The 14683-nt window shown below is 56.3% G+C and carries 16 protein-coding genes and 1 tRNA gene; 10 read left to right on the plus strand and 7 right to left on the minus strand.

What is annotated here, in order from left to right:
• The first annotated feature begins 38 nt into the window (after positions 1 to 38).
• From B195_RS14335 to B195_RS14380, 10 genes are all read left to right on the plus strand, one after another.
• The gene (locus B195_RS14335; RefSeq protein ID WP_003442221.1) at positions 39 to 578 is read left to right on the plus strand and encodes a thiamine pyrophosphate-binding protein; all 540 of its coding nucleotides are present in this window, start codon (positions 39 to 41) and stop codon (positions 576 to 578) included.
• On the plus strand, positions 566 to 1162 hold the full coding sequence (locus B195_RS14340; protein ID WP_003442218.1) for a thiamine pyrophosphate-dependent enzyme: 597 nt from the start codon (positions 566 to 568) through the stop codon (positions 1160 to 1162). The genes B195_RS14335 and B195_RS14340 overlap by 13 nt, the downstream gene beginning before the upstream one ends.
• A 66-nt stretch (positions 1163 to 1228) precedes the next feature.
• A complete protein-coding gene (locus tag B195_RS14345) occupies positions 1229 to 2392 on the plus strand; it encodes an acyl-CoA dehydrogenase family protein (RefSeq protein WP_003442215.1) in 1164 nt (387 codons plus the stop codon).
• A gap of 74 nt (positions 2393 to 2466) precedes the next feature.
• On the plus strand, positions 2467 to 3669 hold the full coding sequence (locus tag B195_RS14350; RefSeq protein ID WP_003442212.1) for a CaiB/BaiF CoA-transferase family protein: 1203 nt from the start codon (positions 2467 to 2469) through the stop codon (positions 3667 to 3669).
• A 62-nt stretch (positions 3670 to 3731) separates the two neighbouring features.
• Positions 3732 to 4481, plus strand: a complete 750-nt coding sequence (locus B195_RS14355) for an electron transfer flavoprotein subunit beta/FixA family protein (protein ID WP_003442209.1) — start codon at positions 3732 to 3734, stop codon at positions 4479 to 4481.
• 15 nt (positions 4482 to 4496) lie between these two features.
• Positions 4497 to 5426, plus strand: a complete 930-nt coding sequence (locus B195_RS14360; protein ID WP_003442206.1) for an electron transfer flavoprotein subunit alpha/FixB family protein — start codon at positions 4497 to 4499, stop codon at positions 5424 to 5426.
• A 25-nt stretch (positions 5427 to 5451) separates the two neighbouring features.
• Positions 5452 to 6297, plus strand: coding sequence for a MaoC family dehydratase N-terminal domain-containing protein (locus B195_RS14365; protein WP_003442203.1), 846 nt, complete (start codon positions 5452 to 5454; stop codon positions 6295 to 6297).
• Positions 6294 to 7109, plus strand: coding sequence for a CoA ester lyase (locus B195_RS14370; RefSeq protein WP_003442201.1), 816 nt, complete (start codon positions 6294 to 6296; stop codon positions 7107 to 7109). Before B195_RS14365 ends, B195_RS14370 begins: the two co-directional genes overlap by 4 nt.
• 61 nt (positions 7110 to 7170) lie before the next feature.
• Positions 7171 to 8562 (plus strand): aldehyde dehydrogenase family protein, encoded by a 1392-nt coding sequence (locus B195_RS14375; RefSeq protein WP_003442198.1) that lies wholly within the window; start codon positions 7171 to 7173, stop codon positions 8560 to 8562.
• A 95-nt stretch (positions 8563 to 8657) separates the two neighbouring features.
• Positions 8658 to 9572 carry a transporter substrate-binding domain-containing protein gene (locus B195_RS14380; protein WP_003442195.1) on the plus strand — a complete coding sequence of 305 codons (915 nt, stop codon included), beginning with the start codon at positions 8658 to 8660 and terminating at the stop codon, positions 9570 to 9572.
• A 170-nt stretch (positions 9573 to 9742) separates the two neighbouring features.
• On the opposite strand, the gene B195_RS14385 is transcribed toward B195_RS14380, so the two are convergent.
• From B195_RS14385 to rpmI, 7 genes are all read right to left on the minus strand, one after another.
• Positions 9743 to 9819 (minus strand) — tRNA-Pro (locus tag B195_RS14385).
• 78 nt (positions 9820 to 9897) lie between these two features.
• On the minus strand, positions 9898 to 10254 hold the full coding sequence (locus B195_RS14390; protein WP_003442193.1) for a MerR family transcriptional regulator: 357 nt from the start codon (positions 10252 to 10254) through the stop codon (positions 9898 to 9900).
• Entirely contained in the window at positions 10235 to 10537 is a 303-nt protein-coding gene (gene ihfA / locus B195_RS14395; RefSeq protein WP_002553164.1) for an integration host factor subunit alpha, read from the minus strand. The genes B195_RS14390 and ihfA overlap by 20 nt, the downstream gene beginning before the upstream one ends.
• Positions 10538 to 10540: 3 nt before the next feature.
• Positions 10541 to 12919 carry a phenylalanine--tRNA ligase subunit beta gene (gene pheT / locus B195_RS14400; RefSeq protein WP_003442190.1) on the minus strand — a complete coding sequence of 793 codons (2379 nt, stop codon included), beginning with the start codon at positions 12917 to 12919 and terminating at the stop codon, positions 10541 to 10543.
• A gap of 26 nt (positions 12920 to 12945) precedes the next feature.
• Positions 12946 to 13962: a phenylalanine--tRNA ligase subunit alpha gene (gene pheS, locus B195_RS14405; protein ID WP_003442187.1), complete on the minus strand. Its 1017-nt coding sequence runs from the start codon at positions 13960 to 13962 to the stop codon at positions 12946 to 12948.
• A gap of 109 nt (positions 13963 to 14071) precedes the next feature.
• Positions 14072 to 14428 carry a 50S ribosomal protein L20 gene (gene rplT / locus B195_RS14410; RefSeq protein ID WP_003442184.1) on the minus strand — a complete coding sequence of 119 codons (357 nt, stop codon included), beginning with the start codon at positions 14426 to 14428 and terminating at the stop codon, positions 14072 to 14074.
• Positions 14429 to 14456: 28 nt separating this feature from the next.
• Entirely contained in the window at positions 14457 to 14651 is a 195-nt protein-coding gene (gene rpmI, locus B195_RS14415) for a 50S ribosomal protein L35 (protein WP_003442181.1), read from the minus strand.
• Positions 14652 to 14683 lie beyond the last annotated feature (32 nt).

Below are 14683 nucleotides of genomic sequence, written 5' to 3' on the forward strand. Positions count from 1 at the left end.
TGTAAAAACACAAAAGCAGCACTGCTTGGGAGATTGGCATGTCAACAGAAGCTGAACACACCGTGGGACAGGATTGGCAGGAGGACGTGTTTCGCGTGCTCAAGGCCCACGACGTCAAACACGTGGTCTTCGTACCGGATGCAGGCCACTCGGCGGCGATCCGTATGTCGTATGCAGACCCGGACATCAAGGCCGTTGTCCTCACCACCGAAGAAGAAGGCATCGGCTATCTCGCCGGCGCATGGCTTGGCGGCGAGCGCGGCGCTCTCTTGATGCAGTCCAGCGGCGTCGGTAACTGCATCAATACCCTGGCACTTCAAGTCTGTGCCGGCTTTCCGCTGTTGATGGTGGTCACCATGCGCGGCGACTGGGCCGAATTCAACGCGTGGCAGAACCCGATGGGCCAGGCCACAGAAGCCTCCCTGAACCTGATGAAAGTGATGACCTGGCGCGCGGACGTCCCTGAAGACGTCGCCCCCCTGCTGCACGGTGCCGCGACCATGGCCTTCAACGGTGATTCGTCCACTGCCCTGCTGCTCGGTCAGCGCCTGATTGGAGAAAAGAAATGGGTCAAGTAAGTGCAAACCACACCCTGTGCCGCCGCGAAGTGGTCAAGGCCTTGCTGGCCGACCGCAAAGACGTGCTGGTCGTGACGGGTCTCGGTTCGGCGTCCTACGACGTCATGGCTGCCGGTGACAATGATCTGAATTACTACCTGTGGGCTGCCATGGGCAGCGCAATCACGGTGGGTCTGGGCCTGGCGAATGCGCAGCCAGACAAGTCGGTGGTGGTGGTCACCGGTGACGGCGAGTTGCTCATGGGCTTCGGCGCACTGGCCACAGTGGCACTGCAAAAGCCCGCCAACCTGACCATTGCAGTGCTGGATAACGGTCACTTTGGTGAAACCGGCATGCAAGTCAGCCACGCCGGTTTTGGTATTTCCCTGGACCAGGTGGCGAAGACTTGCGGCTTCAGCTGGACCGATGAAATCCGCGACATGGAAGGCGTACATGACCTGCGCGAGCGCTTTGCGAGCCGCGACGGCGTCAAGCTCGCGACGATAAAGATCAAAGCGGAGAACCCGCCTCGGGTGCTGCCGCCGCGCGATGGTCATTACGTCAAGAATCGCTTTCGTGCCGCCTTGGGTTTCAACCCGATCTGATTGCTATTTGCCCGGCCCCGGTCACGCAGGGCAGATGCCGTGCGTGACGCGTTGAGGAGAATAAAAATGACTGACCGTAACTCTGAAGAACTCAATGCCATCCGCGAGGGCGTACGCGCTCTGTGCGCTGAATTCGATGCGGCTTACTGGCGCAAAGTCGACGAAGAAAAAGGCTTTCCGGAAACCTTCGTCAAGGCACTGACCGACGCAGGTTGGCTGGCAGCGATGATCCCTGTCGAATATGGTGGCTCCGGCCTCGGGCTGGCTGAGGCCTCGGTAATCCTGGAAGAAGTGAACCGCTGCGGCGGTAATTCCGGCACCGTGCACGGCCAGATGTACAACATGTTCACCCTGCTACGACACGGCAGCGAGGCGCAGAAAAGCTACTACCTGCCGAAACTGGCCAGCGGCGAATTGCGCCTGCAATCGATGGGCGTCACCGAACCCACTACTGGTACCGACACTACAAAGATAAAGACCACCGCCGTGCGCAAAGGTGACAAGTATGTGATCAACGGGCAGAAGGTTTGGATCTCGCGCGTCCAGCACTCCGATCTGATGATCTTGCTGGCGCGTACCACGCCGTTGACCGACGTGAAGAAAAAATCCGAAGGCATGTCGATCTTCCTCGTCGATCTACGCGAGGCCATCGGCAACGGCATGACCGTGCAGCCGATCGCCAACATGGTCAATCACGAAACCAACGAACTGTTCTTCGACAACCTGGAAATTCCTGCCGATAGCCTCATCGGCGAGGAAGGCAAAGGTTTCCGCTACATCCTGGATGGCCTGAACGCCGAGCGCACACTGATCGCCGCCGAATGCATTGGCGACGGTCGCTGGTTTATCGAAAAAGCCAGCGCCTATGCGCGTGATCGCGTCGTGTTCGGTCGCCCTATCGGGCAGAACCAAGGCGTGCAGTTCCCCATCGCTGAAGCACACATTGAAATCGAAGCGGCTGACCTGATGCGCTGGCGTGCTTGCGAGGAATACGACAGCGGCATCAACGCCGGGGCCAGCGCCAACATGGCCAAGTACCTGGCGGCGAAAGCCTCTTGGGAAGCCGCGAATGCTTGCTTGCAGACCCACGGCGGTTTTGGTTTTGCCTGCGAGTACGACGTCGAACGCAAATTCCGTGAAACCCGTCTGTATCAGGTTGCTCCCATCTCCACCAACCTGATCCTGTCGTACGTTGCCGAACACCTGCTCGAACTGCCGCGCTCCTTCTAAAGGAACAGCGTAAAGCCCAGTGCGTCGGCTTAAGCCGGAGCGACTGGGGAGCCATGACAAGAGAGATAATAATCATGAGCCAACCCAAAGGCATCCGTCCCCTCGATGGCATTACCGTCGTCAGCCTGGAGCATGCGATTGCAGCGCCCTTCTGCACCCGACAATTGGCCGACCTTGGTGCGCGTGTGATCAAGGTCGAACGACCAGGCACGGGGGACTTCGCCAGAGGTTACGACCAACGCGTCAACGGTCTCGCCTCACACTTCGTCTGGACCAATCGCTCGAAAGAAAGCCTGACCCTCGATCTGAAACAAGATTCGGCCACCGAGGTGCTAGACAGTTTGTTGGCCACTGCCGATGTCCTGGTGCAGAACCTGGCGCCGGGTGCGGCAGCAAGAATGGGACTTTCATTTGAGGCTTTGCATCAGCGATTTCCACGCCTGATTGTCTGTGACATTTCAGGCTACGGTGCAGGCGGCCCCTATGAAAAGAAAAAAGCCTATGACCTGTTGATACAGAGCGAAGGCGGATTCCTGTCGGTCACCGGCGGACCGGGTGAAGAAGAAATGGCCAAGGCCGGTTGCTCGATTGCTGACATCGCGGCCGGCATGTACGCCTACACCGGAATTCTGTCTGCCTTGCTGTTGCGTGGACGCACTGGCGAAGGTAGCCACCTCGATGTGTCGATGCTGGAAAGCCTGGTCGAGTGGATGAACTACCCGATGTACTACGCCTACGATGGCGCTACACCTCCCCCTCGCGCCGGCGCCGCCCACGCCACGATTTACCCCTATGGTCCCTTCCCCATCGGTGACGGCACCACAGTAATGCTGGGTTTGCAGAACGAGCGAGAGTGGCAGCTGTTTTGCGACAAGGTACTGCTTACTCCTGAACTAGCGAAAGACGAACGCTTCTCTGCCAACTTCAAGCGCGTCGAAAACCGCCAGGCGCTGCGGGCACTCATCGTTGAATCGTTCTCCACACTCAATTTCGATGCCGTGTTTGATCGGTTGGAGCATGCGCAAATTGCTAATGCTCGGGTCAATGACATGCAAGGTGTTTGGGACCATCCGCAACTTCAGGCGCGTGATCGCTGGCGGGAAGTCGAAACCTCTGCTGGCACGGTTCCTAGCTTGATACCTCCAGGCAGCAACAGCGCATTCGAGCCACGTATGGATGCAGTACCAGGCCTCGGCCAGCACACCGAACAGGTGCTCAGGGAATTGGGGCTGGATAAGGATCGTATTGAACAAATGCGCGCAGCCGGGGCGATTTAGCCTTGAGCTGAAAACAAAAAGCCTGCCTGAAACGATCAAAGTTTTTGAGAGAACACTGCCCAATGAAGATCCTGGTAGCTGTGAAACGAGTGGTCGACTACAACGTGAAAGTTCGCGTCAAAGCGGACAATTCCGGCGTCGATCTTACCAACGTCAAGATGTCGATGAACCCGTTCTGCGAAATCGCAGTGGAAGAAGCCGTACGCCTGAAAGAGAAGGGTGTTGCGACTGAAATCGTCGTCGTCTCCATCGGCCCGTCCACCGCTCAAGAGCAACTGCGCACCGCGCTGGCTCTGGGTGCCGACCGCGCCATCCTCGTCGAATCCGCCGAAGATCTGACTTCCCTGGCCGTTGCCAAGCTGCTTAAAGCGATTGTCGACAAGGAACAGCCACCGCTGGTGATCCTCGGCAAACAGGCCATCGACAGCGACAACAACCAGACTGGCCAGATGTTGGCTGCGCTGACCGGTTACGGCCAGGGCACCTTCGCTTCCAAAGTCGAAGTGAGCGGCAACAGCGTAGCTGTGACCCGTGAAATTGACGGCGGCGCACAGACCGTTTCCCTGAAGCTGCCGGCCATCGTCACCACCGACTTGCGTTTGAACGAGCCGCGCTACGCGTCCCTGCCAAACATCATGAAAGCCAAGAAGAAGCCTCTCGAAGTGCTGACTCCTGACGCTTTGGGCGTTTCCACCGCCTCCACCAACAAGACCGTGAAAGTCGAAGCGCCTGCTGCACGCAGCGCGGGTATCAAGGTCAAGTCGGTGGCTGAACTGGTCGAGAAACTGAAAAACGAAGCGAAGGTGCTTTGAGTTAAGGAGCCAGAAATGACTATCTTGGTTATTGCAGAACACGACAACAAAGTGCTGGCCCCGGCCACGCTGAACACCGTTGCGGCTGCCGTTAAAATCGGCGGTGACATCCATGTGCTGGTTGCAGGCCAGGGCGCTGGCGCCGTGGCTGAAGCCGCAGCGAAAATCGCTGGCGTGGCTAAAGTGCTGGTGGCCGACAACGCCGCTTACGCTCACCAGTTGCCGGAAAACGTCGCTCCTCTGGTTGCAGAGCTTGGCGCTGGCTACAGCCACATCCTGGCTGCCGCTACCTCCAACGGCAAAAACATCCTGCCACGCGTTGCCGCGCAGCTGGACGTTGACCAGATCTCCGAGATCGTTTCGGTAGAAAGCGCCGACACCTTCAAGCGCCCGATCTACGCCGGTAACGCCATTGCGACTGTACAGTCCACTGCTTCGGTCAAAGTCATCACCGTACGTGCCACCGGTTTCGACCCGGTTGCCGCCGAAGGTGGTTCGGCTGCCGTTGAATCCGTCTCCGCTGCCCACGACGCTGGCACTTCCAGCTTTGTTGGCGAAGAGCTGGCCAAGTCGGATCGCCCTGAGTTGACCGCTGCCAAGATCGTCGTTTCCGGCGGCCGCGGCATGCAGAACGGCGACAACTTCAAACACCTGTACGCCCTGGCCGACAAGCTGGGCGCTGCCGTCGGTGCTTCGCGTGCCGCGGTCGACGCAGGTTTTGTACCGAACGACATGCAGGTCGGTCAGACCGGCAAGATCGTTGCTCCACAGCTGTACATCGCGGTCGGTATCTCCGGCGCGATCCAGCACCTGGCCGGCATGAAAGACTCCAAAGTGATCGTTGCGATCAACAAGGACGAAGAAGCGCCGATCTTCCAGGTGGCCGATTACGGCCTGGTGGCGGATCTTTTTGAAGCGATTCCAGAAATGGCCACCCTGGCTTGATCACTGACCGATTGGAGCAAAGAATATGAGCAGCAGTTCCGATTTTTCCGCCTGGATTGGACGACGTCAGGAAAGCCAGGACCGGATCAGTTTCACTCTGGTCAGACGCATTGCCGCGACATTGGGCGAGTCGGCACCACAACCCGGTGAGCCGCTGCCGCCCCTGTGGCACTGGGCATTTTTTCAGGAGCCGGTGGGTGCCAGCGAACTGGGGCCGGACGGCCATCCAGCGCTTGGGGGATTTTTGCCGCCGGCCCATAACCGCAATCGCATGTGGGCGGGAAGCCGAATTGAGTTTTTCAAGCCATTAAAAGTGGATGCTGAAGTGAGCTGTGTATCGACCATCCTCAACGTCGAGGAGAAGCACGGTCGCACGGGTTCCTTATTGTTCGTCACAGTACGCCATGAGTTTTTCCAGGACGGCAAACGCGCCCTACAAGACGATCAGGACATTGTTTACCGTGAACCTTCCCCGCCCAAACTGAACGGTACCGAAAAGCTACCTGAAGGCCAATGGCAGGAACGGATAGAGCCCACTCCAACCCTGCTGTTTCGCTATTCCGCAGTGACCTTCAATGGTCATCGTATTCACTATGACTGGCCGTATGTGACAGAGACCGAAGGTTATCCGGGGCTGGTGGTACATGGTCCATTGATCGCCACGTTGAATTTACGTGCCTTTACCAAAGCGCATCCAACTGCGCGCCTGGAGCGTTTCGCATTCCGCGGAGTACGACCTCTGATTTCGCCTCAGCCTTTCGAGGTGGGCGGACGTCTAATCGAAAACGGCAAGGCACAGGTCTGGGCTGGCAATCAGGACGGCACAGCACAGATCGGAGAGATCGAGTTCAGCAATGGAGCAACGCCATGAGCAAATCAATTGTTCGCTCCGCCCTGTTTGTGCCGGCCACTCGACCAGAGCGCATCTCAAAAGCTATTGCCACCGGGGCGGATCGGGTCATCGTTGACTTGGAAGATGCCGTGCAAGAAAACCTCAAGGAGCAGGCGAGGGGTAATCTCGACGCGTTCCTGACCGAAGCCTCGGATGCACGGATTCTGGTCCGAGTAAATGCCCCGGATCACTGGGCGCATGTTGCAGATCTGGATCTTTGCCGACGCCACGCCGGCGTTATCGGAATTCTGCTGCCCAAAGCAGAAAGCGCGAAACAGGTCACCACAGCTGCCGGTACCGAAAAACCGATTTGGCCAATCATCGAGAGCGCGAAGGGCTTGTCAGCACTCAACGAAATTGCCGGCACTCAAGGCGTTGAGCGCTTGTCGTTTGGTAGCCTGGATCTGGGTCTGGACCTGAACCTGTCTACTGGCAGCCCTGCCGCTGAAGAAATCCTTAGCCATGCGCGCTACGCCGTTTTGCTTGCCACCCGGGTTGCCGCGCTCGCTCCAGCGTTGGATGGGGTATTTCCGTCGATCCAGGACACCGCAGGGCTGCTACGTGCTGTTCATTTTGCACGCGACATGGGCTTTGGTGGCGCGCTGTGTATCCATCCAACCCAAGTCGCGATCATTCATCAGGCGCTAAAACCAAGCCAAGAAGAATTGCACTGGGCGCAACGCATTATCGAAGCCGCTCGTTCAGGTGAAGGCGTTTTCGTGCTGGATGGGCAAATGGTCGATGCGCCGGTCATTGGTCGCGCCCAATCCATTTTGGCTCGCGCGATCTGATTCAACACCGGCGCTGTTGCTTAGAAGCTATGCATCCATTCCCATCCTACAGGACGGTGTCATGACTAACGTTTCCAGCCTTACCCATGCCATTTCAATCAACCCCACCAATGGTGAGCAGATCGGCCACTACCCCTTCGAATCCGCAGCGGAACTGGAGGCGTCACTGTCACGTGCGATTACAGGGTTTTACACCTGGCGTAGCCAACCCGTCGAAATGCGTTCGCAAGCACTCATCGCTTTGGCAAGGGCATTGCGCGACAACGCAGAAACGATGGCGAAGATGATCACTCAAGAGATGGGCAAACCCAACACTCAGGCGCGCGGTGAGATTGAAAAGTGTGCTCAGCTCTGTGAGTGGTACGCCAAACACGGCCCCGCCATGCTGACTGCCGAACCCACACAGGTTGAGGGCGGAAAGGCACGAATTGAATATCGTCCACTGGGCCCGATTCTCGCCGTGATGCCGTGGAACTTTCCCGTCTGGCAGGTGCTGCGCGGCGCCGTCCCGGCGTTGATTGCCGGCAATACCTACGTCCTCAAACATGCGCCGAACGTGATGGGATGCGCCTATCTGCTGCAAGACGCGTTCAAGCGCGCCGGCTTTGCTGATGGTGTGTTCGAAGTCATCAATGTCACGCCCGACGGTGTCTCAACTGCGATAGCAGATCCTCGCATCGCAGCAGTGACGCTCACAGGCAGTGTTCGAGCTGGCATGGCTATTGGCGCGCAGGCGGGTGCAGCCTTGAAGAAGTGCGTGTTGGAACTGGGTGGCTCAGATCCATTCATTGTGCTCAACGACGCCGACCTAGACGAAGCCGTCAAAGCCGCTGTGATTGGCCGCTATCAAAACACCGGACAAGTCTGCGCGGCTGCCAAACGCCTGATTGTCGAGCAAGGCGTTGTCGAGGAGTTTACCCGCAAGTTTGTCGAGTCCACCTGCAAGTTGGTCATTGGCGATCCACTGGCCACAGACACTTACATCGGACCCATGGCCCGCTTTGATCTGCGCGATGAACTGGATCGTCAGGTCCGGGATACCCTGGAAGAAGGTGCGACCTTGTTGTTGGGAGGCAGAAAAGCCGAAGGCCCTGGCAACTACTACGAGCCTACGGTATTTGGTGATGTCACCGACCAGATGACCTCATTCAAACAGGAATTGTTTGGGCCCGTGGCATCGATCATCACCGCGCGGGACGCAGCACACGCACTGGAACTGGCCAACGACAGTGAGTTCGGGCTTGCCTCGACCATCTACACACGCAATGTCGAACTGGCCCAGAAGCTGGCGGGCGAACTGGAAACCGGAGGCGTATTCATCAATGGCTATTGCGCAACCGACCCACGCGTCACTTTCGGCGGCGTAAAGAAAAGCGGTTTTGGCCGTGAACTGTCGCATTTCGGTGTGCGCGAGTTCTGTAATGCACAGACCGTCTGGCTGGACCGTCACTAACATCAAGCAAGTCGCCAAGCCCAGCGAAAACGTCCGCTGAGCCAAAGATGGGCGAGTCAGAAAAAGACTCGCCCCACCCTTATGAGGAGCTTTTGATGCGAGTCTTCCCTGCAATGCTGGGCGCTACTCTGACTGCGGCGTTAACCTTCACGCCAGCGATGGCTGCCGAACTTACCGGTACACTTAAAAAAATCAAGAACTCGGGGACCATAACCCTGGGGCACCGAGACTCTTCAATTCCGTTCTCCTACATCGCCGATGCTTCCGGCAAACCAGTTGGCTACTCCCATGATATCCAATTGAAAATTGTCGACGCTATCAAGCAGGAACTTGAGATGCCCGAGCTGAACGTACGGTACAACCTGGTGACGTCACAAACGCGCATCCCGCTTGTGCAAAACGGTACTGTCGATCTGGAGTGCGGTTCTACAACCAATACCGCAGAGAGGGCGCAGCAAGTCGAATTTTCAGTCGGCATCTTCGAAGCCAGCACCCGACTGTTGGTCCGAAAGGATTCGACCTACAAAGACTTTGACCATCTCAATGGCAAGAACGTAGTGACCACTGCTGGCAGCACTGCCGAGCGGATGCTCAAGGTCATGAATGCCGAGAAAAAGATGAACATGAACGTCATCTCTGCCAAAGACATTGGTGAGTCTTACCAAATGCTCGAGTCCGGCCGCGCCATTGCGTTTATGCAGGACGACGCATTGCTGGCGGGCGAGATGGCCAAGGCAAAGAAACCGGAAGATTGGGTGGTGACCGGCACCCCGCAATCCAACGAAATTTATGGTTGCACCATGCGTCGGGGTGATCCGGATCTCAAAAAAGTCGTGGATGACTCGATCAAGTCACTTTTCGTCTCGGGCGAAATCAACGCCATCTACGATAAATGGTTTACTCAGCCCATCCCTCCCAAAGGCTTGAATCTCAAATTCCCCATGAGCGCAGAACTCAAAACAATCATCGCCCAACCCAACGACCAACCGGCGCCGGAAAAGGCTCTTTAACGGTCGTCCCCTTCTGCTCGAGCGACCAGGACACAACGAGGCACTCTCCTCGCGCCATGACCTTTGTATCAGCTGAAGATTCCACCAAGAGCCAGAGCTTTTGTAGGGGTAAAAACACCTAAAAATAAAAAGGGGTCGCGAGATAGAATCTCGCAACCCCTTGAATTATATGGTCGGGACGGAGTGATTCGAACACTCGACCCCTAGCACCCCATGCTAGTGCGCTACCGGACTGCGCTACGCCCCGACTAGGCGTTACAACTTGATGGAACGTCGAGGAATATACCTTAAGCTTTTGAAATACGAAAGTATTTTAAAGCCAGATTTATTTACGAAGAACCTGCAGAACGTCCTCCAGTTCGGAGATCGTCTGGCGGATCAATTGTTTGTATTGGGTGGTGTCGTCTTTGGCCTCATCCCCGGAAAGTCGCAGCCGCGCGCCTCCGATGGTGAACCCTTGATCATAAAGCAGTGCACGAATTTGCCGGATCATCAGCACATCCTGTCGCTGATAATACCGGCGGTTTCCGCGACGTTTGACAGGGTTGAGTTGAGGAAACTCTTGCTCCCAGTAGCGCAGCACGTGCGGCTTGACCGCACATAGCTCGCTGACTTCGCCTATGGCGAAGTAGCGTTTGCCCGGAATCGGCGGGAGCTCGTCGTTATGACTTGGTTCCAGCATAAGCCTCTACTCGGGCCTTCAACTTCTGCCCTGGACGAAAGGTGACCACACGGCGAGCCGTGATCGGGATTTCTTCTCCCGTTTTCGGATTGCGGCCAGGCCGCTGTCGCTTGTCACGCAGATCAAAGTTGCCAAAACCTGACAATTTGACCTGTTCATTGTCTTCAAGAGCGTGCCTGATTTCTTCGAAAAACAGCTCGACCAATTCTTTGGCTTCGCGTTTATTCAGGCCCAGCTCTTCATAAAGACGTTCCGCCATTTCAGCTTTCGTCAGAGCCCCCATACGTCACTTCCTTAACGTGGCGTTCAACCTTTTTTCGAGCGAGGTGAGGATGTTTTGTGTCGTGGTGTTCACCTCATCGTCATTAAGAGTGCGCGATGGATGCTGCCAGGTCAAGCCAACTGCAAGGCTTTTTCTATGAGGATCAATGCCTTTACCCTGGTAGACGTCAAATAACCTGAGGTCTGTGAGCCATTCACCTGCATTTTCACGTATTACTTCCAGTACTGCACTGGCAGCAACATCACGATCAGCCAGCAGCGCCAAGTCACGACGCACTTCAGGAAAGCGCGACAACTCCTGGAATTTAGGCATTTTGCCCAACGCTACTTCAGCCAGCACCAGCTCAAAAACGAATACTGGACGATCAAGACCCAGATTTTTTGACAGCTCAGGGTGGATGGCACCGATATAGCCAACTTCGCGACCATCACGTTCGATACGTGCAGTCTGCCCCGGGTGCAATGCCGGGTGCTTGCCCGCTACGAAGGTGAACGAGTCCAGAGCGCCCGCGAAACCCAATACGGCTTCTACATCCGCTTTGACATCGAAGAAGTCAACTACGTCGCGCCCTTGCGCCCAACCCTCAGGAAGACGGCTGCCACAAACCACACCCGACAGCATCGGCTCTTGCTTGAGACCTTCCAGCTGACCGACAAAGCGCAGGCCGCTTTCAAACAAGCGAACGCGATCTTGCTGACGATTCAGGTTGTGCTGCAACGATTTGACCAGGCCCGGCCACAAAGAGGCACGCATAGCAGCCATGTCGTTCGAAATAGGGTTGGCCAACAACAGAGGCTCAACACCCGGGCTGAACAGCTCGAACTGTTTCGGATCAATAAAGCTATAAGTGATCGCTTCCTGATAACCACGAGCTACCAGCAAACGACGCAATTCAGGCAAATCGCTACGTGCTTCAGCCTTGGCCTGCGGAGCCAGGCGGGCTTGCGGATAACGGACTGGCAGACGGTTGTAACCGTAAAGACGAGCCAGTTCTTCGATCAGATCAACTTCAAGGCTGATATCGAAGCGATGGCTAGGCACTTCTACACGCCACTGCCCTGCACCATCAGCCGAAATTGTCAGCCCCAAACCACTGAGCAGACGCTCGACTTCAGCGGAGTCCATTTCCATGCCCAGCATCTGGCTGATACGCGCAGCACGCAAGGTAATCGGCGCGATTGACGGCAGATACTGCTCGTTAACGGTCTCAATGATCGGACCGGCTTCACCGCCAGTGATTTCCAGCAGCAGGCCAGTAGCACGCTCCATGGCTTCACGGGCCAGTTTCCAGTCCACACCACGCTCATAGCGATGCGAAGCGTCAGTGTGCAGACCATAAGAGCGGGCCTTGCCAGCCACAGCAATCTGGTCGAAGAAAGCACTTTCGAGAAACACATCCCGGGTCGAAGCAGATACGCCACTGTGCTCGCCGCCCATCACACCGGCAATGGCCAGCGCACGGGTATGGTCAGCAATCACCAGCGTATCGCTACGCAAAGTGACTTCCTGCCCATCAAGCAATACCAGCTTCTCACCCTCTTCAGCCATGCGCACACGAATGCCACCGTTGATCTCGGCGAGATCAAAAGCGTGCAACGGCTGGCCCAGTTCAAGCATCACGTAGTTGGTGATGTCGACTGCGGCATCGATGCTACGCACATCAGCGCGACGCAGACGCTCAACCATCCATAGCGGAGCAGGCTTCGACAGGTCGACATTGCGAATCACACGCCCCAGGTAACGAGGGCACGCTGCAGGTGCAAGCACTTCTACAGAGCGCACTTCGTCATGCACTGGCGCAACGGTCGCCACTACCGGACGTGTAACCGGGGCCGCATACAACGCACCTACTTCACGGGCCAGACCAGCCAGGGACAAGCAGTCACCCCGGTTAGGGGTCAGGTCGACCTCAATGCTGGCATCTTCGAGATCCAGATAAACGCGAATATCTTCGCCTACCGGTGCATCTGCCGGCAGCTCCATCAAGCCATCATTGCCTTCACCCACTTGCAACTCTGCTTGCGAGCAGAGCATGCCGTTGGACTCAACGCCACGCAGCTTGGCTTTTTTGATTTTGAAGTCACCTGGCAGTTCGGCACCGATCATGGCGAACGGGATCTTCAGACCCGGCCGCACGTTTGGCGCACCGCATACGACCTGAAAAGTCTCCGAGCCATTGCTGACCTGGCAAACACGCAGCTTGTCAGCATCCGGGTGCTGCTCTGTGCTGAGCACCTCACCGACCACAACGCCACTGAATACACCGGCGGCCGGCGTAACGCTATCGACCTCAAGACCGGCCATCGACAGACGAGCAACCAGCTCATCGCGACCTACCTGCGGGTTAACCCAACCACGCAGCCATTGTTCACTGAATTTCATCCTGCTCTCCTAAGAATTCGTTACGACTAGCGAAATTGCGCGAGGAACCGCAAGTCGTTGTCGAAGAACAGACGCAAGTCGTTCACGCCGTAACGCAGCATGGCCAGACGCTCTACACCCATGCCGAAGGCAAAGCCAGAGAACTCTTCCGGGTCAATCCCGGACATACGCAGCACGTTCGGATGAACCATGCCGCAGCCCATAACTTCCAGCCAGCCAGTCTGTTTGCAGACCCGGCAACCTTTGCCGCTGCACATCACGCATTCCATATCCACTTCCGCGGATGGCTCAGTGAACGGGAAGTACGACGGACGGAAACGGACGGCCAGTTCTTTTTCGAAGAACACTCGCAGAAACTCTTCAATAGTTCCTTTAAGGTCGGCGAAATTAATATCGCGATCTACCAGCAGGCCTTCTACCTGATGGAACATCGGCGAGTGGGTGATATCGGAGTCGCTGCGGTACACACGGCCTGGGCAGACAATGCGGATCGGCGGCTGCTGCGATTCCATGGTGCGGACCTGTACCGGTGAGGTATGGGTGCGCAACAGCATGTTCGCATTGAAATAGAAGGTGTCATGCATCGAACGCGCCGGGTGATGGCCCGGGATGTTGAGCGCCTCGAAGTTGTGATAGTCGTCTTCAACCTCTGGGCCTTCGGCAATGCCATAGCCAATGTGGGTGAAGAACTGCTCGATACGCTCCAGAGTCCGGGTAACCGGATGCAGACCGCCGGAGGTCTGACCACGGCCAGGCAGGGTCACATCAATGGATTCGGCAGACAGTTTGGCGACCAGTTCGGCCTCTTCAAACAGTGCCTTGCGCGCATTGAGAACCTCTGTGACACGCTCCTTGGCAACGTTGATCAGGGCGCCGACCTGCGGCCGCTCTTCAGCCGGCAAATTCCCCAGGGTCTTCATCACCTGAGTCAATTCACCTTTTTTACCAAGGTATAGAACCCGGATTTGCTCCAGGGCATTGATATCTTCAGCGCTTTGCACAGCCTCTAGTGCTTGAGAGACCAGCGCATCCAGGTTTTCCATGTACAGACTCCAGATACAAAATAGGGGAAGAGCTTGAAGGCTCTTCCCCTATTTAAGACGTTTAGCACCTGGGCTCACATAGGTGAGCCCAGGTAACTGTCGGGGGTACTTAAGCCAAGGTGGCTTTAGCTTTCTCGACAATCGCAGCAAACGCCGCTTTTTCGTTCACTGCCAGATCAGACAGAACCTTACGGTCGATCTCGATGGAAGCTTTTTTCAGGCCGGCGATGAAACGGCTGTAGGACAGACCGTTGATACGTGCACCAGCGTTGATACGAGCGATCCACAGAGCGCGGAACTGACGTTTTTTCTGACGACGGTCACGGTAGGCGTATTGGCCTGCCTTGATTACCGCTTGCTTGGCAACACGGAATACGCGTGAGCGTGCGCCGTAGTAGCCTTTAGCCAGTTTCAGAATTTTTTTGTGACGTTTACGGGCGACAACGCCACGCTTTACACGAGCCATGAGTTACTTCCTCTATTCTTGACCGAAATTAGCAAAGGCGCAGCATGCGCTTCACTTTTGCCACGTCAGACGGATGCAGCAAGCTGCTACCGCGCAGTTGACGCTTACGCTTAGTCGACATTTTGGTCAGGATGTGGCTCTTGAAAGCGTGCTTGTGCTTGATGCCGTTAGCAGTTTTCAGAAACCGCTTAGCAGCACCACTCTTAGTTTTCATCTTTGGCATGTTCGGTACTCCGCATTCAGTTGATAAACATA

Source organism: Pseudomonas sp. Lz4W (assembly GCF_000346225.2).
Taxonomy (GTDB): Bacteria; Pseudomonadota; Gammaproteobacteria; order Pseudomonadales; family Pseudomonadaceae; genus Aquipseudomonas; species Aquipseudomonas paraversuta.

What these genes read in the sequence shown, in the direction of transcription:
- B195_RS14335 (WP_003442221.1), top strand. Translation starts at nt 39, where the DNA reads ATGTCAACAGAAGCTGAACACACCGTGGGACAGGATTGGCAGGAGGAC.
- B195_RS14340 (WP_003442218.1), top strand. Translation starts at nt 566, where the DNA reads ATGGGTCAAGTAAGTGCAAACCACACCCTGTGCCGCCGCGAAGTGGTC.
- B195_RS14345 (WP_003442215.1), top strand. Translation starts at nt 1,229, where the DNA reads ATGACTGACCGTAACTCTGAAGAACTCAATGCCATCCGCGAGGGCGTA.
- B195_RS14350 (WP_003442212.1), top strand. Translation starts at nt 2,467, where the DNA reads ATGAGCCAACCCAAAGGCATCCGTCCCCTCGATGGCATTACCGTCGTC.
- B195_RS14355 (WP_003442209.1), top strand. Translation starts at nt 3,732, where the DNA reads ATGAAGATCCTGGTAGCTGTGAAACGAGTGGTCGACTACAACGTGAAA.
- B195_RS14360 (WP_003442206.1), top strand. Translation starts at nt 4,497, where the DNA reads ATGACTATCTTGGTTATTGCAGAACACGACAACAAAGTGCTGGCCCCG.
- B195_RS14365 (WP_003442203.1), top strand. Translation starts at nt 5,452, where the DNA reads ATGAGCAGCAGTTCCGATTTTTCCGCCTGGATTGGACGACGTCAGGAA.
- B195_RS14370 (WP_003442201.1), top strand. Translation starts at nt 6,294, where the DNA reads ATGAGCAAATCAATTGTTCGCTCCGCCCTGTTTGTGCCGGCCACTCGA.
- B195_RS14375 (WP_003442198.1), top strand. Translation starts at nt 7,171, where the DNA reads ATGACTAACGTTTCCAGCCTTACCCATGCCATTTCAATCAACCCCACC.
- B195_RS14380 (WP_003442195.1), top strand. Translation starts at nt 8,658, where the DNA reads ATGCGAGTCTTCCCTGCAATGCTGGGCGCTACTCTGACTGCGGCGTTA.
- B195_RS14390 (WP_003442193.1), bottom strand. Translation starts at nt 10,254, where the DNA reads ATGCTGGAACCAAGTCATAACGACGAGCTCCCGCCGATTCCGGGCAAA.
- ihfA (WP_002553164.1), bottom strand. Translation starts at nt 10,537, where the DNA reads ATGGGGGCTCTGACGAAAGCTGAAATGGCGGAACGTCTTTATGAAGAG.
- pheT (WP_003442190.1), bottom strand. Translation starts at nt 12,919, where the DNA reads ATGAAATTCAGTGAACAATGGCTGCGTGGTTGGGTTAACCCGCAGGTA.
- pheS (WP_003442187.1), bottom strand. Translation starts at nt 13,962, where the DNA reads ATGGAAAACCTGGATGCGCTGGTCTCTCAAGCACTAGAGGCTGTGCAA.
- rplT (WP_003442184.1), bottom strand. Translation starts at nt 14,428, where the DNA reads ATGGCTCGTGTAAAGCGTGGCGTTGTCGCCCGTAAACGTCACAAAAAA.
- rpmI (WP_003442181.1), bottom strand. Translation starts at nt 14,651, where the DNA reads ATGCCAAAGATGAAAACTAAGAGTGGTGCTGCTAAGCGGTTTCTGAAA.